Source organism: Aminobacter sp. Piv2-1 (assembly GCF_037625995.1).
Lineage (GTDB): Bacteria > Pseudomonadota > Alphaproteobacteria > Rhizobiales > Rhizobiaceae > Aminobacter.
Map to the genome: position 1 here is coordinate 204953 of NZ_JARKMU010000008.1, position 22172 is coordinate 227124.

Below are 22172 nucleotides of genomic sequence, written 5' to 3' on the forward strand. Positions count from 1 at the left end.
TAGCCAACGCGCGATTCCAATACGGGCCGCGCCGCGGCCAAGCCAAGAGGAAACAGGCTTATGGCCACGAACGATGCGCCTGAAGGCGCCAACGGCAACGGGAACTCGCAGCCGACGCTCAACGTCCTGGCGCAATATGTGAAGGACTTCTCCTTCGAGAGCCCCGGCGCGCCGAACTCGCTGCGCGGCCGTGACAAGGCCCCCGGCATCAACATCAACGTCAACGTCAACGCCAATCCGATGACGGACAAGCAGTTCGACGTGAACCTGACGCTCAACGCCAAGGCCGCCTTCGACAACGACGTCCTGTTCAACGTCGAGCTGGTTTACGGCGGCGTCTTCCGCATCGACGGCTTCCCGCAGGAGCACATGCTGCCGCTGCTCTTCATCGAGTGCCCGCGCCTGCTGTTCCCGTTCGCCCGCCAGATCATCGCGGACGCGACCCGCAACGGCGGCTTCCCGCCGCTGATGCTCGACCCGATCGACTTCGCTCAGATGTTCCAGCAGAAGATCGCCGAGGAAAAGGCTGCCTCGAAGGTCAAGGCAAGCTGAGCCTCGACGCCCCGTCGCATTTCGTTCAGAGCCCGGCCTTGCGCCGGGCTTTTTCGTTTCAAGGATTGTTGGAACGCTTTTGGTGCCTGGGCAGCCGGCACTCATGCTGGCCGCGTCACGCGGACGGCGCTTGTTGGGTGAGCTTGCTCCAGATCGCCTTTTCGCCGAGCTGGCCGACCAGCTTTTCATGGGCAGCGATCTCGGCTTCGCTCAGCCGCGGGGGTAGCGGCTCGGGTCGCGCCGATATGACGATCTCGACATCGATGGAACTGCGCCCGTTGGCGGCCGTACCGGCCGCGCTGTCGAGCACAAGTGCTGCCTGCTTGCCGCCGATCAGCTCGATGTAGACTTCAGCCAGGAGTTCGGAGTCGAGCAGTGCGCCGTGCTTGGTGCGGCGGCTGTTGTCGATGCCGTAGCGGCGGCAGAGCGCATCGAGCGAATTCGGCCCCATCGGGTGCTTGCGGCGGGCAAGCGCCAGGGTATCGATCACCAGACCCGGATCGACGGCGGGAACGCTGAGCCGCGCGAACTCGGCATTGATGAATCCCATGTCGAAGTTCGCGTTGTGCGCCACGAGCTTGGCGCCGTCGATGAATTCCAGAAAGTCGTCCAGGATCTCGGGAAAGGTCGGCTTGCCCTCGAGATCGGCATTGCTGATGCCGTGCACTTCCTGTGCCTCGGGGTGCACCGAGCGGCCTTGCGGATTTATGTATTGGTGGAACGTCCGCCCGGTCGGGAAGCGGTTGATTAGTTCGACGCCGCCAATCTCGATGACGCGATCCTCGCGGTTGTCGAGGCCGGTGGTTTCGGTATCGAAAATGATCTCGCGCAAGTGATTCTCCTTGCCTGCGAGCATGCCCTCCCGCCCGGTCGGCGGACAAGTGCGGCGTTCGCCGGCCTAGGGCTTTCCCACCGTCAAATCGTCGATGATTGCCTGGACGGCCGCACGTGCCGGCTCAAGGCCCTGGCCTGTATCGACAATGTAGTCGGCGAGCTTGCGCTTTTCTGCGTCGGGAACCTGCTTGGCCAGGATCGCCTCGAATTTCTCGGCCGTCATGCCCGGGCGGGCGAGCACGCGCTCGCGCTGCACCTCGGCGGGGGCCGTCACCACCACCACCTTGTCGACGCGACCGCGGCCGCCTGTCTCGAACAGAAGCGGGATATCGAGCACGGCGATTGCGGCACCTGCTGTCCGGCTCCGCTCGAGAAACGCATTGGCGTCGGCCCGAACCAGCGGATGGACGATGGCCTCGACCTTTTTCAGCGCCGCGGCATTGCCCAGCACATGGCGGGACAGCTCGACGCGATCGACGACGCCGTTCAAGACCGTACCGGGAAAGGCCGCCTCGATCAGGGGGGCCGCCTCTCCGGCATAGAGTCGGTGCACCGCCTCGTCGGAATCGTGCACCGGCACACCCGCCTCGGCGAACATCTTCGCCGTGGTCGACTTGCCCATGCCGATGGACCCGGTGAGCCCCAGAACGATCATTTCTTGGCGTCCAGGTCGGCGACGATCAGGTTGCGCAATTCGGACGTAACCTCCGGCCGGCGCCCGAACCAGCGCTCGAAACCCGGCACCGCCTGGTGCAGCAGCATGCCGAGACCGTCCACCGACTTCAGACCCCGCGCCCGGGCTGCGGCGAGCAGCGGCGTCTCGAGCGGCACATAGACGATGTCGGTGACAATCGCATGGTCCGGCAAACCCGCGGGATCGGCCGGCAGGCCCTCGTTGCCGTGCATGCCGAGCGCGGTGGTGTTGACCAGGAGCGAGGCGTCGCCGAGCAATTCGCCGGTCGCGGCCTGCGGGTGGGCGGTCACGCCCGGTCCGAACTGGTCGGCGAGTTCTTCGGCTCGCGCAACGGTACGGTTGACGATGCGGATGTCCCTGAAGCCACGCTGCTTCAGCGCATGGATGATCGCCCGCGAGGCGCCGCCTGCACCGAGAACCACTGCGACTCCTCCCGCCGCCCACCCCGGCGCGAACTGGTCGAGGTTGGCGGCAAAGCCGTAGGCATCGGTATTGCCGCCCCAGAGAATGCCGTCATCGAACCAGAGCGTATTCACTGCACCGATCTGCTCGGCCGCTTCGTCGCAGCGCTGGACCGCAGCAAACGCGACTTCCTTGTGCGGGATGGTGACGTTGCCGCCACGGAACCCGGTGGCAGCCAGACCCTCGAGAAAGGCCGAAAAATCCTCCGGCGCGACGTCCACCGCCGTGTAGGAGCCGTCGATGCCGTGGCTTTTCAGCCAGTGGCCATGGATCATCGGCGAGCGCGAATGGGCGATCGGGTGACCGCAGACGAATGCCTTCAGTTCAGCCATCGATTGCGCCCAGTTCCCTCAGTTTCTCCAGCACCGGCAAAAGCGGCAGACCGACGATGGTGAAGTAGTCGCCTTCGACCTTATCGAAGAGCTGGATCCCTTCGCCCTCGATCTGATAGGCGCCTACACTCGACAGGGCCTTGTCGCCGACCCGCGCGAGGTGGCGGCCGATAAATGCGGGATCGAGCTTGCGCATGGTCAGCGAAGCGATGCCGACATGCCGCCACAGTGTCTCGCCGTCGCGGACGAGCACGGCGGCGCTGTTGAGATGGTGCGTCTTGCCGGACAGCTTGAGCAGGTGGCGGCGGGCGCCTTCCATGTCGGCCGGCTTGTGGAACACCTCGTCGCCGAGCGACAGCGTCTGGTCGCAGCCGAGCACCAGCCTGCCCGGGTGTTCCTCGCTGACCGCCGTCGCCTTGGCTTCGGCCAGCACGAGCGCCACGTCCTCCGGGGATGCGCCGCTGTCGGCCAAAGGGGCTTCCAGCGCGCGTTCGTCGAGTTCCGCGGGGATTGCCTCGACGCCAATGCCGGCATGTTCGAGCAGCTTCTTCCGGAACGGGCTTCCGGACGCCAGGATGAGTCTTTCGGTCACGGGGCCTGCCTGTCTCATGGCGCGGCGATCGGCGCCGCCAGATATTCGCTCCTAGCGGCTCTTGTTGCGCAGGGCAACGATCGCCGCGGCCGTCTCCTCGATCGAACGGCGGCTGACGTCGATCATCGGCCAGTTGTGCCGGGTGCATATCTGCCGCGCATAGGCGAGTTCCTCGGTGATCGACGCCCTGTCGATATATTCCTGGGCGTCGAATGCCATGGTCGAGCCGAGGATGCGGTTCTGACGGACATGCGAGATGCGTTCGGCCGTCGCTACCAGCCCGACGATCAGCGGCACCTTGGCGGTGACCAGGCTTTCGGGCACCGGCACGCCGAGCACGATGGGGATGTTGGCCGTCTTGATGCCGCGATTGGCCAGATAGATGCTCGTCGGCGTCTTCGACGTCCGGGAAATGCCGATCAGCACGACATCCGCTTGGTCGATGTCATCCGGCAGCTGCCCGTCGTCGTGCTCCATGGTGAAGTTCAGCGCGTCGATGCGGCGGAAATATTCGGCGTCGAGCACATGCTGCGCGCCCACCCGGCGGCCCGCCGGCGCGCCGAGATAGGACTGGAACACGGTCAGCACCGGTTCGAGCACCGACACGCAGGGCAGGCCCATTGCCGCACAACGGCTGTCGATGATGCCGGCCAGATGCTGGTCGACCACGGTATACAGCACGATGCCCGGCTCTTCGTCTATGTCGTCGAATACCTTCATCAGCTGCTTTTCGGTCCGGATCAGCGGGTAGATGTGCTCGATGGCGCGGGCGTCCTTGTATTGGGCCGACGCCGCGCGGCCGGCGGCCAGCAGCGTTTCGCCGGTAGCGTCTGAAATCAGGTGCAGATGGAAGAAGCTTTGCGGTTTGTTCACAGCGGGCGCCCGGGTCTGTGGTCAAATGTGGATAAAGGGCCGGCATGGCCCGATGCGGTCGGCGCGACTGTATCAGATGCCCACTTGTCCACAATTCGGTCCGCTGTCAGTTTCGCCGCGGCGGCGGGGAGTATTGTGGGGATTGTTTATTCATCCTTGGCCGCCCACAGAATCAGGATCCCTTCGCCGAGCCGCTAGGGCTTTGATTCAGATCATTGAATCGAAAGCAGTCACGGAGTTTTCCCCAGTGGCCAAAACGCCTGCGCGTCACTATGACAGGTGGAAAACGGAGGCCGCCTATGGACAGGTGCCAATCCACGATTCCAACAGAGTCTAAGAATCAGAAGACTCATTCTCTAAGAATTTTTGTTTATAGATGGCTCTAGGAAAGCGAGGCTCAATGCCCGTGAAACGCGCCCTTCTCCAGGTACTCAAAGGCGAGAGCCTTGATGTTCCTCCGCTCTGGATGATGCGGCAGGCCGGACGCTATCTTCCCGAGTACCGGGAGACGCGGAAGAAGGCTGGAAGCTTCCTCGACCTCTGCTACAATCCCGATTTCGCCGTCGAGGTGACGCTGCAGCCGATCCGGCGCTTCGATTTCGACGCCTCGATCCTGTTCTCTGACATCCTCGTCGTGCCCCACGCGCTCGGTCGCGACCTCCGCTTCGAAGAGGGGCGAGGACCGTTGATGACGCCGATCACGGCGAATGACGTCGCCGCGCTCGACGGCGAAAAGTTTCACGTGAATCTCGAACCGGTCTACGAGACGGTGCGGCGTCTGCGACGCGAATTGCCCGACAAGACCACGCTGATCGGCTTCTGCGGCGCGCCTTGGACCGTCGCCACCTACATGATCGCCGGCCACGGAACTCCGGACCAGGCTCCGGCGCGGCTGTTTGCCTATCGCGAGCCGGAGGCGATGGCGAAGCTGCTGTCGATCCTTGCGGATCATTCGGCCTCCTACCTGATCCGCCAGATCGAAGCGGGTGCCGATGTAGTGCAGATCTTCGATTCCTGGTCGGGCGTGCTCGATGAAGCGACCTTCGACATGTGCTGCGTGAAGCCGGTGGCCGAGATCGTGCGCAAGGTGAGGGCGGTGCATCCCCATGTGCCGATCATCGGCTTTCCAAAGGGTGCCGGTGCGCAGCTCGACAGCTACAGGCAGCGCACCGGCATCAATGGCCTTGGCCTCGACTGGACGGTGCCTCTGAGCCAGGCACGGCGGCTGCAGGCCGAGGGCGCGGTGCAGGGCAATCTCGACCCGCTGAGGCTGGTTGCAGGTGGCAGGGCGCTTGAAGAAGGCGTGGACGCGATCCTGAAGGCTCTGGGCTCGGGGCCGCTGATCTTCAATCTCGGCCACGGCATTACGCCGGAGACGCCGGTTGCGCATGTCGAGGCGATGGTCAAGCAGGTGAGAAGGGCAGTGCGGCGATGAGCATCAACGTACAATCGAGTGGCGGATCTGCTGCCAAGCGTGCGGTCATCGCCATCGCGGTTCTCGTCGCGCTGACCGCGGTGCTGTTTTTTGCGGCGCCTGAGGGCTTCTACCTCTGGGCCAAGGCGATCCACATCATCGCGGTGATCTCGTGGATGGCCGGGATGCTCTACCTGCCGCGCCTCTTCGTCTATCACGCGGAGGCCGAAAAGGGCTCGGTGCAGTCCGAAACCTTCAAGGTGATGGAACGCCGCCTGCTGCGCGGCATCATCAACCCAGCAATGACCGTGACCTGGGTTTTCGGCCTGTGGCTTGCCTGGAAGGGGTTTGGCTTCTCCGGGGGGTGGCTGCATGCAAAGATCGCTGCCGTTCTCCTGATGTCAGGCGTGCATGGCTACCTGTCGGCATCGGTGCGCCGCTTCGCTGAGGATCGCAACGAAAAGCCGTCGCGGCACTGGCGCATCGTCAACGAGGTCCCCACGGTGCTGATGATCGCGATCGTGATCCTGGTGGTCGTCAAGCCGTTCTAGATCGCTTCCAAAATTGTAGGACCGCGCCTTGCTCTTTCGGCCGGGGAGGGATACAAAGCTGTTCTTCCTTCCAGCCATGCGCCGTCTTCACCCGCTCTCTGGCCGCGCCCGGCGCTTATCGCGATAAGCCGATAAAATTTTCCCCACGCTCACCCAGAGTCCGTCCATGCAGGAAATGAAACTCCAGGATTTCAAGAACAAGAAGCCGACCGATCTGATCGCGTTTGCCGAATCGCTCGAGGTCGAGAACGCCAGCGTCATGCGCAAGCAGGAGCTGATGTTCGCCATCCTGAAGAAGCTTGCTGCACAGGACATCGAGATCATCGGCGACGGCGTGGTGGAAGTGCTGCAGGACGGCTTCGGCTTCCTGCGCTCGGCCAACGCCAACTACCTGCCGGGCCCGGACGACATCTACATCTCGCCCTCGCAGATCCGCCGCTTCTCGCTGAAGACCGGCGACACCGTGGAAGGCCCGATCCGCAGCCCGAAAGAGGGCGAGCGCTATTTCGCGCTGCTCAAGGTCAACACCATCAATTTCGACGATCCCGAGAAGATCCGTCACAAGATCCACTTCGACAACCTGACGCCGCTGTACCCGACGTCGCGTCTGAAGATGGAAGTCGAAAACCCGACGACCAAGGACATCTCGCCCCGCGTCATCGACCTGGTGGCGCCGCTCGGCAAGGGTCAGCGCGCCCTGATCGTGGCACAGCCGCGTACCGGTAAGACCGTGCTGCTGCAGAACATCGCGCACTCGATCACCACCAATCACCCCGAATGCTACCTGATCGTGCTTCTGATCGACGAACGTCCGGAAGAAGTGACCGACATGCAGCGCTCGGTGAAGGGCGAGGTGGTATCCTCGACCTTCGACGAGCCGGCGGTTCGCCACGTCCAAGTTGCCGAAATGGTGATCGAGAAGGCCAAGCGCCTGGTCGAACATGGCCGCGACGTCGTCATCCTGCTCGATTCGATCACCCGCCTCGGCCGCGCCTACAACACGGTCGTGCCGTCATCCGGCAAGGTGCTGACCGGCGGTGTCGACGCCAATGCGCTGCAGCGTCCGAAGCGCTTCTTCGGTGCCGCGCGCAACATCGAAGAGGGTGGTTCGCTGACCATCATCGCCACCGCGCTGATCGACACCGGCAGCCGCATGGACGAAGTCATCTTCGAAGAATTCAAGGGCACCGGCAACTCGGAAATCGTGCTCGACCGCAAGGTGGCGGATAAGCGCATCTATCCGGCGATGGACATCCTCAAGTCCGGCACCCGCAAGGAAGACCTCCTGGTGCAGCGTCAGGACCTGCAGAAGATCTTCGTCCTGCGCCGCATCCTCGCTCCGATGGGCACCACGGACGCGATCGAATTCCTCATCGACAAGCTGAAGCAAACAAAGACCAACGCTGACTTCTTCGATTCGATGAATACCTGAGCCGTCAGCGCCGACGGAGCGCTGCTTCGAGCGCTTCGGGATCGTTGATGACAGGAAGGCAACTGAGGCCGGCGCAGAGATAGGCGCCGGCCTTTTTCGTGTCCGGCAGTTCGTCTCCCGGCAGCGTGGCGTGGGCCGACTGCTCCCCAAGGGTGAGAATTATGTCAACGCGCCTCGGATCTGGGCTTCGATTCGCTACCGGAACAAGCTTCGGTTCGGTTGGGTCCTCGACGATTATCAGCTTCTTGGGTTCAAGCAGCAGGACGCAGGCATTGACGATGCCGGCCTGGCCATATTGCTGTCCCTGGATACGCCCGGTGGCACGGGCGCCGACGTCCCAGGCCCTGCGTTCCAAGTCAAGGTCGCCCGTGGCGGAAGCCAGCCGCGTCATGGCCTCGATGATCTGGCCCGAGGCGGATGGGATCGCCTCGTCGACATCGCCGCGTATGCGTAGCGGCACATCGGCGCTGTCCGAGGCGGTGAGGTAGTAGCCGCTGCCTGTCGCATCGAGATACCAGCGGTCGAGTTGCTCGAGGAAGTCGCGGGCGCGATCGATATAGGTGCTGTCCCGCGTCGCCTCGAAGAGCGAAACCGCTGCGTTGATCATGGCCGCATAGTCGCTGGAAAGAGCTGGAAAGAGCCGCCTGTCTCCGAGGCTGGAGTGGGGAAGGCGCCCGTCCTGGTCGGCCGCCGCCACGATCGCCTCGAAGGCGCCGGCAGCGGCGGATGTCCATTCTTTGCGGTCGAGGGAGCGCCCGGCTTCGGCGAGGGCTGCGATCGCCAGGCCGTTCCAGTCCGTCAGCGCCTTGTCGTCGCGGCCGGGGCGCACCCGCTGTTCGCGCGACCGCAGCAACCGTTCGGCAACGGCACGAACGGTTTCGATGTCAGCCAGGGCCAAATCTGCTTGTGCCGGCGTCTGGCAGATGATGGGATCGCCCTCCCAGGCAGCCGGTTTCTCTAGCGAGAAGTATTTGAAAAATATAAGAGAATCGTTTTCGAGCGAGGTTTCGATCTGCGCTCTGGTCCAGGTGTAGAAACGACCTTCCTCGCCTTCGCTGTCCGCATCGAGGCTCGACGCGAATGTGCCCGCCGGCAGTTGCATCTCGCGAAGCATCCAGCTGATCGTCTGTTCGATTCGTATCCGAAACAGTTCGTCTGCCGAGGCGGCATAGGCCCAGTTGAGCAGCCTGACGAGCTGGGCGTTGTCATAGAGCATCTTCTCGAAATGCGGGATCAGCCATTCGGCATCGGTGGAGTACCTGGCCAACCCGCCGCCGACGTGGTCGTAGATCCCGCCGCGAAGCATGTGTTCCAGGCTTTCGAGTACGTCGTCGCGATGCTTCTCGTTTCCCGACTTCAGCCAGGAAAGCCAAAGCGTCTGCATGAACGGTGCATTGGGGAATTTCGGTGCCCCACGCAAGCCCCCCAGTTCCCTGTCGATGAGGCCGGAAATGCCGGAGGCCAAGGTCCTGGCCGCCTCAGCGGTGAGTTCGGCCGGAGCCGCGCTGCCGCCCAGCCTCTGCCCCACATGATGGCTTAGTTCCTGGGCACTCTGGAGGATGTTCGCCCGCTTGCCGCGCCAGGCGGCGTCCACGGCATTCAGCACCTGGATGAAGCCGGGTCGCCCGTAACGTGGTTCGCGTGGAAAATAGGTACCGCCCCAGAACGGCTTGGCGTCGGGGGTGAGAAACATGGTGAGCGGCCAGCCGCCTTGTTCGCCCATGCTGGCAAGTGCGGCCATGTAGATCTGGTCGATATCGGGGCGCTCCTCGCGGTCTACCTTGATATTGACGAACAGCCGGTTCATTACCTCGGCGACCTGCTCGTTCTCGAAGCTCTCATGGGCCATGACGTGGCACCAGTGACACGCGGCATATCCGACCGAGAGCAGGATGGGGCGGTCGAGGCGGACGGCCTCCGCCAGCGCATCCCTTGACCAGGGCCTCCAGTGCACCGGGTTTTCGGCATGCTGGCGCAGATAGGGGCTACCTTCGTCGCTCAGCAGGTTCTTTGTGGGAAGCATGGTCGGCTTGCTCCAAAACAGATGCTAAGAGACTTCCAACCTAGGGCGCTTCCATAGGGCGAGCAAATGCAATTCACCGATTCGATCGCCGCCTTGTCGAGCGGACATCTCCCGTCCGGAGTGGCGATCGTGCGCATCTCCGGCCCCCATGTTCGATTCGCTCTCGAAACGATCGCCGGCAGGCTCCCAAACCCGAGGCGAGCGCACTATGGTCCCTTGCGCAACCAGGTCGGGGAGCTTGTTGACCATGGTCTCACGCTGTTCTTCCCAGACCCTGACAGCTTCACGGGCGAAGATTGCGGTGAATTCCATGTCCATGGCGGAAGGGCGGTTGTTACCGCATTGTTGGTGGCAATCACGAGCCTACCCGGGTTCCGGCATGCCGAGGCCGGCGAGTTCACGCGGCGGGCATTTCTCAACGGCAAGATGGACCTGCTCGCCGCAGAGGCGCTGGCAGACCTGATCAACTCGGAGACGGAAGCGCAGCGGCAGTTCGCGGTCCTCAACGCGGGCGGCGCCCAGAGCGAGCTCTACCGATCCTGGCGGCAGCGGCTGATCCATGCGCGCGCCATGATAGAAGCCGAGATGGACTTCGCCGACGAGGCAGACGTGCCCGGATCGGTCTCCGATAAGGTGTGGCACGACGTAGAAATGCTGATTGGAGAAATCGAGCGGCACGTCGCCGGCTACGGCAAGGCGGAGATGATCAGGGACGGGTTCGACGTGGTCATACTCGGGGCGCCCAATGCAGGCAAATCCAGCCTGCTGAACGCCTTGTTGAAGCGTGAGGCGGCGATCGTCACCGACGAGCCGGGCACGACGCGCGATCTCGTCGAAGCAGCGCTCGACCTGGATGGCGTGAAGATCAGGGTGACGGATACGGCCGGACTGCGCGAACCGGCTGGCAAAGTCGAGGCAATCGGCATTGCCAGGGCACGGGAAAGGGCCAGGTCCGCCGATCTCATCCTCTATCTAGAGGACCTTACGGAACCGCGCCACAGTGCAGAGGCGCAGGGAGCTACTCCCGTCGTGACGGTCGGCAGCAAACTCGACCAGGTCGAAGGACGCCCGGTCAACCTCGCTTCCTACGACGTTGTTATGTCGACGCGCACCGGCGAAGGCCTGGATACGTTGCTGGACTTGGTTGGCGAGCACGCGCGGCAGGCTGTGGGCAAGCGAGGTGAAGTGCTGCCTTCGCGCTTGCGGCATGTCGAACTGCTCAGAGAGGCTACCGGCTATCTGCGCGAAGCCCTGGCAGCCGACTCGCAATTCTTGGAGATCAAAGCTGAAAATCTGCGTCTCGCGAGCGATCGGATAGGTCGCATCTCCGGTGCGGTGGATGTGGAAGATCTGCTCGACGTGATCTTTTCACAGTTTTGCATCGGCAAGTGATTCACGTGAAACAACGGCCGGACACTATGTGATTCACGTGAAACACTGAAGAAATGCCCGGCGGCCACCCCGCTGGGTTGTTTCACGTGAAACCACCACCTGTGCGATTCCCTTGACAGGCAGTGTCGTAAGGGACATCTGTCCTGCCATGCATTTCAGGAGAGATTCATGAGCGAACGCTACGACGTCGTCGTGGTCGGTGGGGGGCATGCCGGCTGCGAAGCCGCTTCCGCATCGGCGCGCGCCGGTGCCAGGACCGCGCTTGTGACCCTTCGGTGCGACACGATCGGAACGATGTCCTGCAATCCGGCCATCGGCGGCCTCGGAAAGGGGCACCTCGTGCGTGAGATTGACGCGATGGACGGCCTCATGGGTCGGGTGGCCGATGCGGCGGGCATCCAGTTTCGCCTTCTCAACCGACGCAAGGGTCCGGCGGTCCGCGGCCCGCGCACCCAGGCAGACCGCAAACTCTATCGCCTGGCCATGCAGGCTGCCATTGCCGAACAGCCAAACCTCGACGTCGTCGAAGGCGAAGTCTTCGATTTCGTACTCGACCAGTCCCGAGTCCGGGCGGTAGTTCTCGCCGACGGCCGTCGTCTCGACTGTGGGGCGATCGTGCTGACCACCGGCACGTTCCTGCGCGGCCTCATCCATATCGGCGAGCGCAAATTCGCCGCCGGTCGCATGAACGAACAGGCATCGATAGGCCTGTCGGAAACGCTGAAGCGGGCCGGTTTCGCGCTTGGACGACTGAAGACTGGGACCCCGCCGCGCCTCGACGGCAAGACGATCGATTGGGCTTCCCTCGAAAAGCAGGCGGCGGACGAGGATCCGGTGCCCTTTTCGCTGCTGACCGACCGGCTGGCAAATCCGCAGATCGAATGCGGCATCACCCGCACGACCGATCGCACGCACAGCATCATCCGTGAAAATCTTGGCCGTTCGGCCATGTACTCCGGATCGATCGAAGGCGTGGGGCCGCGTTACTGCCCCTCGATCGAGGACAAGATCGTCAAGTTTGGTGACCGGGAGGGGCATCAGATTTTCCTGGAGCCGGAGGGGCTGGACGACGACACGGTCTATCCGAATGGCATCTCGACCTCGCTTCCCGAAGACGTCCAGCTCGACATCCTCAAGTCGATTGCCGGGCTGGAAACGGCCGTGATGCTGCAGCCCGGCTATGCGATCGAATATGACCACATCGATCCGCGAGAACTGGAACCGACGCTCGAGACAAAGCGTGTCGCCGGGCTCTTCCTGGCGGGCCAGATCAACGGCACGACCGGATATGAGGAGGCAGGTGCGCAGGGGCTGGTCGCCGGCCTCAATGCCGCGCGTAAGGCCGGAGGCGCCGAACAGCTCATCCTCAGCCGCACCCAGGCCTATATCGGGGTAATGATTGACGATTTGACCAGCCGCGGCATCAGCGAGCCGTATCGGATGTTCACCTCGCGCGCCGAATTCCGTCTGTCTCTGCGCGCCGACAACGCCGACGAGCGCCTGACGCCTCTGGCGATTGAACTCGGGATTGCTTCTGGCGAGCGAAGCGCGCGCTACAACGAGATGGTTGCACGGATCGACCGGGCCCGTAGCCTGGCCAAATCGCGCACGCTGTCTCCAAACGAAGCTCGGCGGCATGGGATCGAGGTTAATCTCGATGGCGTCAAGCGCTCGCTGTATGAACTGCTTGCCTACCCCAATATCGACATCGCCCGGCTCGCATCGATCGAGCCCGCATTGAAGTCGCTCGACACCAAGACGGCCGAAGCGCTTGAAACGGAGGCGAAATATTCGGTCTATCTCGACCGCCAGAAGGCGGATGCAGCGCTGATCCTCAAGGAAGAAGAGAGGATCATTCCCGAAGCACTTGATTTCGAGTCGGTTCCCGGGCTCTCCAACGAGTTGAGGCAGAAAATGCGTCTGCGTCGACCCCGGTCGCTGGCCGAGGCGCAGCGTATCGACGGTATGACTCCTGCAGCACTTGCCATCATCCTGGCACATGTCCGCAATGCCGAGGCGGAAAACAGGGGTGCCGCGTGAAAGACAGTGCCTACGCCCGGTTGCAGGATGTCGCCGGGCCAGTTTCACGTGAAACATTCGATCGGCTTGCGGCCTTCGAGCGTGTGTTCCGCAAGTGGGCACAGCGGATAAACCTCGTCGCGCCGTCCACGCTCGACGATGTTTGGGAGCGTCATATCCTGGACAGCGCGCAGGTGGTGCGGCTGGGCGGTGCCGCAGCGAGGTGGCTGGACATAGGCTCGGGTGGCGGTTTTCCTGGCCTGATCATCGCCTCGATGATCGCCGGTCGCCCTGGCGCCTCGATCGACCTGGTGGAAAGTAACCGCAAGAAGGCCGGCTTCCTCCAGGCGGTCGTTGGCGAGCTGGCGCTGCCCGCCCGCGTGCATGCGAAGCGAATCGAAGATGTTCACGGCGTGATTCGCGCTCCGGAAGTCCTGAGTGCACGTGCCTTGGCGCCTCTGCCGCTGCTGCTCGAGCTTTCTTCGCCCTGGCTGGAGACCGGAACGATGGCCCTGTTTCACAAAGGCCGGGATTACCGGCAGGAAATCCAGGATAGCGCTCCCAGCTGGAGATTCGATCTGGTAGAACATCCCAGCCTGACCGACGCGCAGGGAGTAATTCTCGAGATTCGGAACCTGCGTCGCGCCTGATCTGCGACGCCGAGACGGAAAATAGCAGTCGAGCCATGAAGACCGGACCAAGAATCATCACCGTTGCCAATCAGAAGGGCGGGGTCGGCAAGACGACCACCGCGATCAATTTGGCGACTGCGCTGGCTGCAATCGGCGAGCGTGTTCTCATCATCGACCTTGACCCGCAGGGCAACGCCAGCACCGGCCTCGGTATCGACCGTCGCGATCGCAGCGTGTCGTCCTACGACGTGCTGACGGGAGAGCTGGACATCGAGCAGGCTGCCATGGAGACGGCGGTGCCGGGTCTCTCCCTGGTTCCCTCGACGCTCGATCTCCTTGGGATCGAGATGGAAATCGCCGCGCAGCCGGATCGCGTGCTGAAGTTGCGTAACGCGCTGCGCGCCGCCGCCGCGCGTTCGGCCAATTACAGCTACGTGCTGATCGATTGCCCGCCGTCGCTCAACCTGTTGACGCTGAACTCGATGGCCGCGGCCGACTCGGTGCTGGTTCCGCTGCAGTGCGAGTTCTTTGCGCTCGAGGGTTTGAGTCAATTGCTTGAGACGGTGGATCAGGTCCGACAGACCATCAATCCGGATCTTTCGATCCAGGGCATCGTCCTGACCATGTTCGACGGGCGCAACAATCTGGCCAACCAGGTGGTCGAGGATGTGCGCGCCCACATGGGCGAAAAGGTCTACGAGACGGTGATCCCGCGCAATGTGCGCATCTCGGAGGCGCCGTCATATGGCAAGCCGGCGATCCTCTACGATCTCAAATGTTCCGGCAGCCAGGCTTACCTTCAGCTGGCGTCGGAGGTGATCAGGCGCGAGCGCAATCTGCGGGCGGCGTAAACCGATTCGGTAACGAAACAATCCGGAAAAGAACAAGAAAATGAGCGAAGACCTTTCCAGAAAGCGGCTCGGACGAGGCCTCGCAGCCCTGATCGGCGAGATGGACAAGCCTGTCGCGCCGGAAAAACCGGCAGCGCTGGCCGACGGACGCGTGCCGATCGAATTTGTCATTCCCAACCCGCGCAATCCGCGTCGTCACTTCGCCGAGGCGGACCTCGCCGATCTCGCCCAGTCCATCCGGGAGCATGGACTCGTCCAGCCGGTGGTCGTACGCCCTGCTGCGCAGGCCGGGCGCTATGAAATCATCGCCGGCGAGCGCCGGTGGCGTGCCGCGCAGCGCGCCGGCGTCAACGAGATCCCGGTCATCGTCCGCGAGGTCAACGATCGCACCGCGCTCGAACTCGCCATCATCGAGAACGTCCAGCGCACCGATCTCAACGCCATCGAAGAGGCGCTCGGCTATCAGCAGCTCATCGACGACCACAACTACACCCAGGCGGATCTCGGGCAGGTGATCGGCAAGAGCCGGAGCCACGTCGCCAACACGCTGCGCTTGCTGAAGCTGCCGGACGTGGTGCGCGACATGCTGGTCAATGGCGAGCTGTCGGCCGGCCATGCGCGCGCGCTGATCACCGCGGAAGATCCCGTGGGCCTCGCCAAGCGCATCGTCGAGGACGGATTGTCGGTGCGCCAGGCCGAGGCGCTGGCGCAGATGCCGGCACCCGCAAGCGCCGAGCAGAAGCAACGAAATCCGCTCGATAAGGATCCCGATACGGTCGCGCTGGAGAAGCTCCTGAGCGACGTGGTCGGCATGAAGATTTCGATCGCGCACAAGGACAAGGGCGGCGGCGAGCTGCGCGTGGCCTACCGTTCGCTCGAGCAGCTGGACGACCTCTGCCGTCGGCTGAAATTCGAACGCGGCTGATTGGCCCCGCGGTAGGTCCGGCCGAGCTCGACATCGGACCTGGCTGGTTCAGGATGTGGCCGGCACTGCACGTGCGCATGTAGACGAGAGCTCAGCGCTCCCCCGGCTAGATGGACCTACGCTCCGCCCCTATACAAGTCTGCCAGATAGATCCGCTTGGCAGCTTCGTCGCGCCGCGAAAACAGATACCGCCCGAAGGCTTGCCGCTCGTGGTTGACCGCGGCCAGTTCCCAGACGCAGAAGGTCGCGCGATGCGGCCCCGGCAGCGGAAACACCGAAAAGTCGGGCTGGTCGGCCGTCTTGGCGTAGACCGTCTCCCACATCTCGTTGGCATTGCGCCACGAGCTTACCAGCAGGAAATGGAAGTCTGCGCCGCAGCGGTGCAGGATAGCGAAACCCAACTCGCCGCTGAGGTCGAGGCGCCCGGTCGCCGTTTCGACGGCGAGGAAGCGCTGCGCCAGGGCACGCGTATCTTGCGACACCGGCATTTCCTGGTGGGCGATGTCGTACCATTTGAGCAGGCCGCCGCCGGCGGTGACGGGCAACTCCGGCGTAACGGTCTTGGCTTGGTGGGAATAGCCTTCGATATTGCCGAACGCCGAGACATCGGCAGGCTGTCCGCTCGCTGAATTCATCTGACATACCTCTCCCGCATATCACCCGGATTGGTGCGCATTGGCCGCATGAAAAAAGCCCGGCGTCGCCACCGGGCTTCCAAACATGTGTCGAGCTTGCCGTTTTCGCCAGCGCGCCAGGAAATCATCCTGACATTGCGAAACCGTGCGGAAGATCAGTTTCCGTCGATCTCGGCGCCGATGATGGCGATGGCCTGCTGGTAGACGCTGGCCGCATTCCAGCCCTGCAGCGCCCCGAAATTGGCCTGGCCGGGCTGATATCCGCCGCCGGCGCTCCAGCCGTGGCCGCGCAGGAAGTTGGCAGTCGAGGCGAGCGCGTCGGCCTTGGAGCGGATCATGTCGATGCGCCCGTTGCCGTCGCCGTCGACGCCGAACTTGAGCACGTTGACCGGCAGGAACTGGGTCTGGCCGATCTCGCCGTGCGCAGCGCCTATGGCGCTGGGAGAAAGATTGCCGTTCTGGATCAGTTTCAGCGCGGCATAGAGCTGGTCGGTGAAGTACTCCGAGCGGCGGCAGTCGTAAGCGAGCGTGGCTACGGCCGACAGCGTGTGCTGGTTGCCCATGAAACCGCCGAAGCCGGTCTCCATGCCCCAGATCGCGATCAAGGGGCCGGCCGGCACGCCGTAGCTGGCCTCGATGCTCTCGAACAGGGCCGCATTCTGCTTCTTGATGGTCTTGCCCTTGGAAGCGATCGCCTTGCCGCCGCGCTTGATCATGAATTGGTCGAGCGAGAGCTTGAAGCTCTTCTGGTTGCGGTCGGCAAAGATCGTCTTGGTTGCATAGGTCGTCTGGGACAGGGCGTCGAGCGCGTTGCCCTGGATACCGTTGGCCGCCGCCTCCTGCGTGAACTGCGCCTTCCATGCGTCGAATCCGCCCTTGTCGTTGCCGCAAGGGGCAGCAAGCGCGACGCTTACGGTAGCCGCCAGCATGGCGGAAGCCGCAGCAAAAATCTTCACTCTGGCAAATACTGCCATGCCGTTCTCCTGATGCCTGAATCGTGAACCCTTGGGAGGGATGTTGCCAGCCAAACGCTCTCTCGTCATCGTTAAGAAGGCGTTCACGTCCCCGCCAGCATGCAATGGCTGGTGGCAAAAAACTCGCATACGATCAAGCTGTGAATGTGGCGAGAGGGGGAAAATCGATGGAAGATGTCGATGTCGTGATCATCGGGGCGGGTTCCGCCGGTCTTTCGGCGGCAAAAGTCCTGCGTGGGGCCGGCCTCAACTTCCGGCTGCTGGAGGCCATGGACCGCATCGGCGGTCGCGCCTGGACCAGCGACGCGCATTTCGGCGTGCCTTTCGATATCGGCTGCGCCTGGTTGCACGCTGCGGACCGCAATCCCTATTTCCCCGAGGCCCAGGCGGCCGGCTGGACGCTGCACCATCACGACATGAACATCGATCATCTCTACTATCGAGGGCGAAAGGCCAGCGAGGACGAGGAGGCGCAGGTCAAGATCGCTGATGCCGCTATTGCTGCGCTCATGGAAAGCCACTCCGGTGACGACGACCGCCTTGGCGCGCTGCTTGCCAAGGGGCGCTCGTCGCGCGCCGCCGCGACCTTCTCGGGGCCCATGGACTTTGGTTCCGACGAGGACGAGATATCCATCGCCGATTTCAAGGCGGCAGCGGATCTCGACCCGAATTACTTCACGAGGGAGGGCTACGGCGCCCTGGTTGCACGTTTCGGCGCGGATGTGCCGGTGGAACTGTCGACGCCGGTGAGGCGGATCCACTGGAACGGCCCAGGCGTCGCATGCGAGACCAATCGCGGCACCTTGCGGGCCCGCGCGGTGATCGTCACGGCCTCCCCGGCCGTGCTCGCCTTCGAAGAGATCGCGTTCTCGCCGGCATTGCCGGATGCGCACATGACGGCGTTCTTCGACCTGCCCATGGGCATGCTGACCAAGCTGCCGCTCGAGATCCGCGGCACGCGCCTGGGCCTGAAACCTTTCGACGACCTCCTGGTCGAGCGCGCCGCTCGCCATGACATCTATTTTCTCTGCTTTCCTTTCGATCTCGACCTGATGGTCGGCTTCATCGGCGGCGACTTTGCCTGGGAGATGTCGGCGGCGGGAGAAGCCGCCGGCATCGACTTCGCCATCGACCGCCTGTGCGAACTGTTCGGCAACGACAGCCGCAAGCATGTCGGCCGCGCCATGATGACCAACTGGGGGGCCGAGCGATATGTCCGCGGCGCCTATGCAGCGGCACGGCCGGGGCGAGCCGAGGCACGCTCCATCCTTGCGCAACCGGTCGCGGACCGCATCTACTTCGCCGGGGAACACCTTGCCGGACCGCTGATCCAGACCTGCGGCGGCGCCCGCCAGTCGGGCGAGCAGGTGGCCCGACAGGTCGTGGCGCAGCTGCAAGTATGAGGTTGCAGCCGTCCGTCCGCAAGAAAATGGAACAAATCGTGAGCCTTCGGCAGCGGAACTGACCGTTGTCTGACCCGTTTTCGATCCGAGGGGTCAAGAAAACGGAGAAGAACGATGAAGTATTCGTTGTTCCTGCCCGCCACATTCGGCGCGTTCCTGGCTCTGTCGGGCGTGGCGTTTGCCGAGACTGCGGTTTCAGCTACCACTGATCTCAACGTGAGGGCCGGACCCGGGCCGCAATACCCGGTCATAGGCGTGATTGCCGCAGGCCAGTCGGCGATCCTTCGCGGTTGCCTCGACAACAGCAAATGGTGCTCGATCTCGGATTCGGGCGGTGAAGGCTGGGTCTACGCCGATTATCTCGTCGGCGATTTCGGTGGCCAGCAGGCGGTGCTGTCGCAGCGGCCGGCAGACTCCGGCGTCGTCATGGTCGAACGGCCGAAGGGCGGCGGCGATACGGGCGCTGTCGTCGGTGGCGTCACCGGTGCCATCGCGGGTGCCGTGATCGGCGGACCGGTCGGTGCGGCCGTTGGCGGCGGTGCCGGCGTGATCGCCGGCGGTGCGACCGGTACCGCGATCGATCCGCCCGGCGAGGTCCGCACCTACGTGGTCAGCCGGCCTCTGGAACCGGTCTATCTGGACGGTGAAGTCGTGGTGGGCGCAAGCCTGCCTGAAACGGTCCAGCTCGCCGAAATTCCCGACTATCAGTACCGCTACGTCTATGTGAACAACCAGCCCGTTCTGGTGGAGCCCTCCACACGTCGCATCGTCTATGTGATGCGGTAGCGATACCAGCTAGTTCGGTCAGGCTGCCGGGCGGATGTCCGGCAGCCGCGTGTTTCACACATGCACCTGTCCCAAACCGCCCTCGACCGCGTCGTCATAGGGGCGCAGCGAGGCATAGAGCAACCAAAGATAGAAGCCCGCGACGCCAAGCATGATGAGCCAGCCCGGCAGCGGGCCAAGGGCTGCATTTCGCAGCACTTCGCGCAGCGACGAAACCAGCCCCCCGGTAGCACCTTCGGCCTGCAGTTGCGGGGTGGAGATCTTCAGCACCCAGGCCAGCAGCAGGATCAGGAGCATCCAGATGTAATTGCGCCTCAGCCGCCGCGAAAACGCGTCCGCATAGGATATGCGGAACTGCGGGTCGCGCAGGCTTTCGCCGAGCATCTGTCGCCAGTTCACGGTCTCGCTGGGGGCAGGCGCGAAGATCGGCGCGAAATAGTAGCGCTCGAAGGTGCGCACCCGGGAGCGGTAGACGTCGAAGAAGCGATAGCGGCGCGCCTCGATCCACAAGAGCAGGAAGACCAGAATCATGGCGAACAGAAGCACCCCATGATGCGCGTTGGGCGTGGATAACGACACCGACAACATGGCCGCCACCACGGTGATCGCCCAGTTGCTGGTGCGGTCGATGCGATCGCGCCAGCCGGCCATCCGGGCCATCTCGGCGCGGTGGTAGTGCGCCATTGCGTTGACGATCTCGGTCGAGGTCAGCGGCAGCAGTGCACTCTGCTGGAGGACATCGGGCTTTGCTGCTTCCTGCATGACAACCTCCCTGGAATCGTTTCGGCAGCTATGCCACCTCATCTCCACCCGCGAGGCATAGCAAAGGCGGCATCCCAATCCTGCCAAGGCGTTTAGTCTATACTGCCCCCCGCGGGAGAGCCCGCAAAACCGACACCGCCGGTGCGGTTCGCCCTGGCGGACGTCGTATGTCGGACCGGCCGGCTCAAAAATGCCGGCAAAGCTTGACTCCCCGGCCCTTTTCCTGTCTACAGCCCTCGAAATTCCGCGAAGAGTTCCACTCCGAGCGGCCGACCGGGACACCCAAGTGGTTGTCGAACGATCCCGGAGGCCAACACCCGGCAGCGCGATGCGCCCCCGGGTGCTTTTTGGTTTTGGCCGCATGAATGGTTTGGCGCTTGGGCGCGGAGGCATTACTTCTCGGCCAACGCTGGTTTGTCCGGGAAAGGGAACGTCGAATGTTTGAATCGCTGCAAGAGCGGCTTGGATCGATCCTGAACGGCCTCACCGGCCGTGGCGCGCTGTCGGAGGCCGATGTTTCGGCCGCCCTGCGCGAGGTCCGCCGTGCCCTGCTCGAAGCCGACGTCGCGCTCGAGGTCGTCCGTTCGTTCACCGACCGGGTGCGCGAGAAGGCCGTGGGTGCCGCGGTTCTGAAGTCGATCAAGCCCGGGCAGATGGTCGTCAAGATCGTTCATGACGAGCTGGTCGAGATGCTCGGCTCCGAAGGCGTCGCCGTCGACCTCAACGCGCCGGCCCCCGTCGTCATCATGATGGTCGGCCTGCAGGGCTCGGGCAAGACCACTACCTCGGCCAAGATCGCCAAGCGGCTGACCGAGCGCCAGGGCAAGAAAGTCCTGATGGCCTCGCTCGACACGCGCCGTCCGGCAGCGCAGGAGCAACTGCGCCAGCTCGGCGAGCAGACCAAGGTCGCGACCCTGCCGATCATCGCCGGCCAGTCGCCGGTCGATATCGCCAAGCGCGCCGTCCAGGCAGCCAAGCTCGGCGGCCATGACGTCGTCATCCTCGACACCGCCGGCCGCACCCATATCGACGAGCCGCTGATGGTCGAGATGGCCGACATCCGCAAGGTGTCGGACCCGCACGAGATCCTGCTCGTCGCCGACTCTTTGACCGGTCAGGACGCCGTCAACCTCGCCAAGAATTTCGACGACCGCGTCGGCATCACCGGCCTGGTGCTCACCCGCATGGACGGCGACGGCCGCGGCGGTGCGGCGCTGTCGATGCGCGCCGTCACCGGCAAGCCGATCAAGCTGATCGGCGTCGGCGAAAAGATGGATGCGCTGGAGGAGTTCTATCCCAAGCGCATCGCCGACCGCATCCTCGGCATGGGCGACATCGTCAGCCTCGTCGAGAAGGCCGCCGAAACCATCGACGCGGAAAAGGCCGCGGCGATGGCCAAGAAGATGCAGTCGGGCAAGTTCGACCTGAACGACCTTGCCGACCAGCTTGGCCAGATGCAGAAGATGGGCGGCATGGGCGGCATCATGGGCATGATGCCCGGCATGGGCAAGATGAAGGACCAGATGGCCGCGGCCGGCCTGGACGACAAGATGTTCGGCCGCCAGTTGGCCATCATCTCGTCGATGACCAAGGCCGAGCGCGCCAATCCCGACATCCTCAAGCACTCGCGCAAGAAGCGCATCGCGTCCGGTTCCGGCACTGACGCGGCCGAGATCAACAAGCTGCTCAAGATGCACCGCCAGATGGCCGACATGATGAAGGCCATGGGCGGCAAGGGCAAGGGCGGCGGCCTCATGCGCGGCATGATGGGTGGCCTTGCCCAGAAGATGGGTCTCGGCGGCATGATGCCCGGCGGCGGCATGCCCGATCTGTCCAAGATGGACCCCAAGCAGCTCGAGGCGCTGAAGAAGCAGGCGGAAGCCGCTGGTCTCGGCCAGGGCCTCAAGGGGCTTCCGGGAGGCGGCTTGCCCGGTCTCGGCGGTGGCGGTCTTCCCGGCCTGCCGGGCGGAATGAAGCTTCCGGGCCTTGGCGGCGGCCTGCCTGGCCTTGGCAAGAAGAAGTGAGGAGGGCGCG

General features: G+C 63.5%; 21 protein-coding genes. 12 read left to right on the plus strand and 9 right to left on the minus strand.

Features of this window, described 5'->3' with window-relative positions:
* Window positions 1-60 precede the first annotated feature (60 nt).
* Window positions 61-552, plus strand: coding sequence for a protein-export chaperone SecB (secB, locus tag AmiPiv_RS16460; protein ID WP_340038562.1), 492 nt, complete (start codon window positions 61-63; stop codon window positions 550-552).
* Between the two features lie 115 nt (window positions 553-667).
* Here secB and dnaQ read toward each other — a convergent pair whose 3' ends face one another.
* The 5 genes from dnaQ to AmiPiv_RS16485 form a co-directional block, all read right to left on the minus strand.
* Complete coding sequence (dnaQ, locus tag AmiPiv_RS16465; protein ID WP_340038563.1) at window positions 668-1384, minus strand: DNA polymerase III subunit epsilon; 717 nt, start codon at window positions 1382-1384, stop codon at window positions 668-670.
* Window positions 1385-1450: 66 nt separating this feature from the next.
* A complete protein-coding gene (gene coaE, locus AmiPiv_RS16470) occupies window positions 1451-2041 on the minus strand; it encodes a dephospho-CoA kinase (protein WP_340038564.1) in 591 nt (196 codons plus the stop codon).
* Window positions 2038-2874, minus strand: coding sequence for a shikimate dehydrogenase (locus AmiPiv_RS16475; RefSeq protein ID WP_340038565.1), 837 nt, complete (start codon window positions 2872-2874; stop codon window positions 2038-2040). The genes coaE and AmiPiv_RS16475 overlap by 4 nt, the downstream gene beginning before the upstream one ends.
* Window positions 2867-3466: a Maf-like protein gene (locus AmiPiv_RS16480; protein ID WP_340038566.1), complete on the minus strand. Its 600-nt coding sequence runs from the start codon at window positions 3464-3466 to the stop codon at window positions 2867-2869. Before AmiPiv_RS16480 ends, AmiPiv_RS16475 begins: the two co-directional genes overlap by 8 nt.
* A gap of 51 nt (window positions 3467-3517) precedes the next feature.
* Window positions 3518-4339 (minus strand): pyruvate, water dikinase regulatory protein, encoded by an 822-nt coding sequence (locus AmiPiv_RS16485; protein ID WP_340038567.1) that lies wholly within the window; start codon window positions 4337-4339, stop codon window positions 3518-3520.
* A gap of 400 nt (window positions 4340-4739) precedes the next feature.
* Here AmiPiv_RS16485 and hemE point away from each other — a divergent pair, with 400 nt between their 5' ends.
* From hemE to rho, 3 genes are all read left to right on the plus strand, one after another.
* Window positions 4740-5774 carry a uroporphyrinogen decarboxylase gene (gene hemE / locus AmiPiv_RS16490; protein ID WP_340038568.1) on the plus strand — a complete coding sequence of 345 codons (1035 nt, stop codon included), beginning with the start codon at window positions 4740-4742 and terminating at the stop codon, window positions 5772-5774.
* Window positions 5771-6304: a protoporphyrinogen oxidase HemJ gene (gene hemJ / locus AmiPiv_RS16495; RefSeq protein ID WP_340038569.1), complete on the plus strand. Its 534-nt coding sequence runs from the start codon at window positions 5771-5773 to the stop codon at window positions 6302-6304. Before hemE ends, hemJ begins: the two co-directional genes overlap by 4 nt.
* A gap of 166 nt (window positions 6305-6470) precedes the next feature.
* Window positions 6471-7736 (plus strand): transcription termination factor Rho, encoded by a 1266-nt coding sequence (rho, locus tag AmiPiv_RS16500; protein WP_018430513.1) that lies wholly within the window; start codon window positions 6471-6473, stop codon window positions 7734-7736.
* Between the two features lie 4 nt (window positions 7737-7740).
* On the opposite strand, the gene AmiPiv_RS16505 is transcribed toward rho, so the two are convergent.
* Window positions 7741-9759, minus strand: a complete 2019-nt coding sequence (locus AmiPiv_RS16505; protein WP_340038570.1) for a thioredoxin domain-containing protein — start codon at window positions 9757-9759, stop codon at window positions 7741-7743.
* A gap of 66 nt (window positions 9760-9825) precedes the next feature.
* Here AmiPiv_RS16505 and mnmE point away from each other — a divergent pair, with 66 nt between their 5' ends.
* The 5 genes from mnmE (at window position 9826) to AmiPiv_RS16530 (ending at window position 15578) form a co-directional block, all read left to right on the plus strand.
* Window positions 9826-11151: a tRNA uridine-5-carboxymethylaminomethyl(34) synthesis GTPase MnmE gene (gene mnmE / locus AmiPiv_RS16510; RefSeq protein WP_340038571.1), complete on the plus strand. Its 1326-nt coding sequence runs from the start codon at window positions 9826-9828 to the stop codon at window positions 11149-11151.
* Between the two features lie 168 nt (window positions 11152-11319).
* On the plus strand, window positions 11320-13191 hold the full coding sequence (gene mnmG / locus AmiPiv_RS16515) for a tRNA uridine-5-carboxymethylaminomethyl(34) synthesis enzyme MnmG (RefSeq protein ID WP_340038572.1): 1872 nt from the start codon (window positions 11320-11322) through the stop codon (window positions 13189-13191).
* Window positions 13188-13820, plus strand: coding sequence for a 16S rRNA (guanine(527)-N(7))-methyltransferase RsmG (rsmG, locus tag AmiPiv_RS16520; RefSeq protein WP_340038573.1), 633 nt, complete (start codon window positions 13188-13190; stop codon window positions 13818-13820). Before mnmG ends, rsmG begins: the two co-directional genes overlap by 4 nt.
* Window positions 13821-13855: 35 nt before the next feature.
* Window positions 13856-14653, plus strand: a complete 798-nt coding sequence (locus AmiPiv_RS16525) for a ParA family protein (RefSeq protein ID WP_340038574.1) — start codon at window positions 13856-13858, stop codon at window positions 14651-14653.
* Window positions 14654-14693: 40 nt separating this feature from the next.
* Entirely contained in the window at window positions 14694-15578 is an 885-nt protein-coding gene (locus AmiPiv_RS16530; protein ID WP_340038575.1) for a ParB/RepB/Spo0J family partition protein, read from the plus strand.
* A gap of 116 nt (window positions 15579-15694) precedes the next feature.
* On the opposite strand, the gene AmiPiv_RS16535 is transcribed toward AmiPiv_RS16530, so the two are convergent.
* Entirely contained in the window at window positions 15695-16213 is a 519-nt protein-coding gene (locus tag AmiPiv_RS16535; RefSeq protein WP_340038576.1) for a hypothetical protein, read from the minus strand.
* A gap of 155 nt (window positions 16214-16368) precedes the next feature.
* Complete coding sequence (locus AmiPiv_RS16540) at window positions 16369-17187, minus strand: lytic murein transglycosylase (RefSeq protein ID WP_340038577.1); 819 nt, start codon at window positions 17185-17187, stop codon at window positions 16369-16371.
* A 167-nt stretch (window positions 17188-17354) separates the two neighbouring features.
* Between AmiPiv_RS16540 and AmiPiv_RS16545 the strand changes: the two genes are divergently transcribed.
* Window positions 17355-18590 (plus strand): flavin monoamine oxidase family protein, encoded by a 1236-nt coding sequence (locus tag AmiPiv_RS16545; RefSeq protein WP_340038578.1) that lies wholly within the window; start codon window positions 17355-17357, stop codon window positions 18588-18590.
* A gap of 114 nt (window positions 18591-18704) precedes the next feature.
* Window positions 18705-19376, plus strand: a complete 672-nt coding sequence (locus AmiPiv_RS16550) for a DUF1236 domain-containing protein (RefSeq protein ID WP_340038579.1) — start codon at window positions 18705-18707, stop codon at window positions 19374-19376.
* Between the two features lie 54 nt (window positions 19377-19430).
* On the opposite strand, the gene AmiPiv_RS16555 is transcribed toward AmiPiv_RS16550, so the two are convergent.
* Window positions 19431-20138 carry a DUF2270 domain-containing protein gene (locus AmiPiv_RS16555; protein WP_340038580.1) on the minus strand — a complete coding sequence of 236 codons (708 nt, stop codon included), beginning with the start codon at window positions 20136-20138 and terminating at the stop codon, window positions 19431-19433.
* 437 nt (window positions 20139-20575) lie between these two features.
* Between AmiPiv_RS16555 and ffh the strand changes: the two genes are divergently transcribed.
* Window positions 20576-22162, plus strand: coding sequence for a signal recognition particle protein (ffh, locus tag AmiPiv_RS16560; protein ID WP_340038581.1), 1587 nt, complete (start codon window positions 20576-20578; stop codon window positions 22160-22162).
* Window positions 22163-22172: the final 10 nt, after the last annotated feature.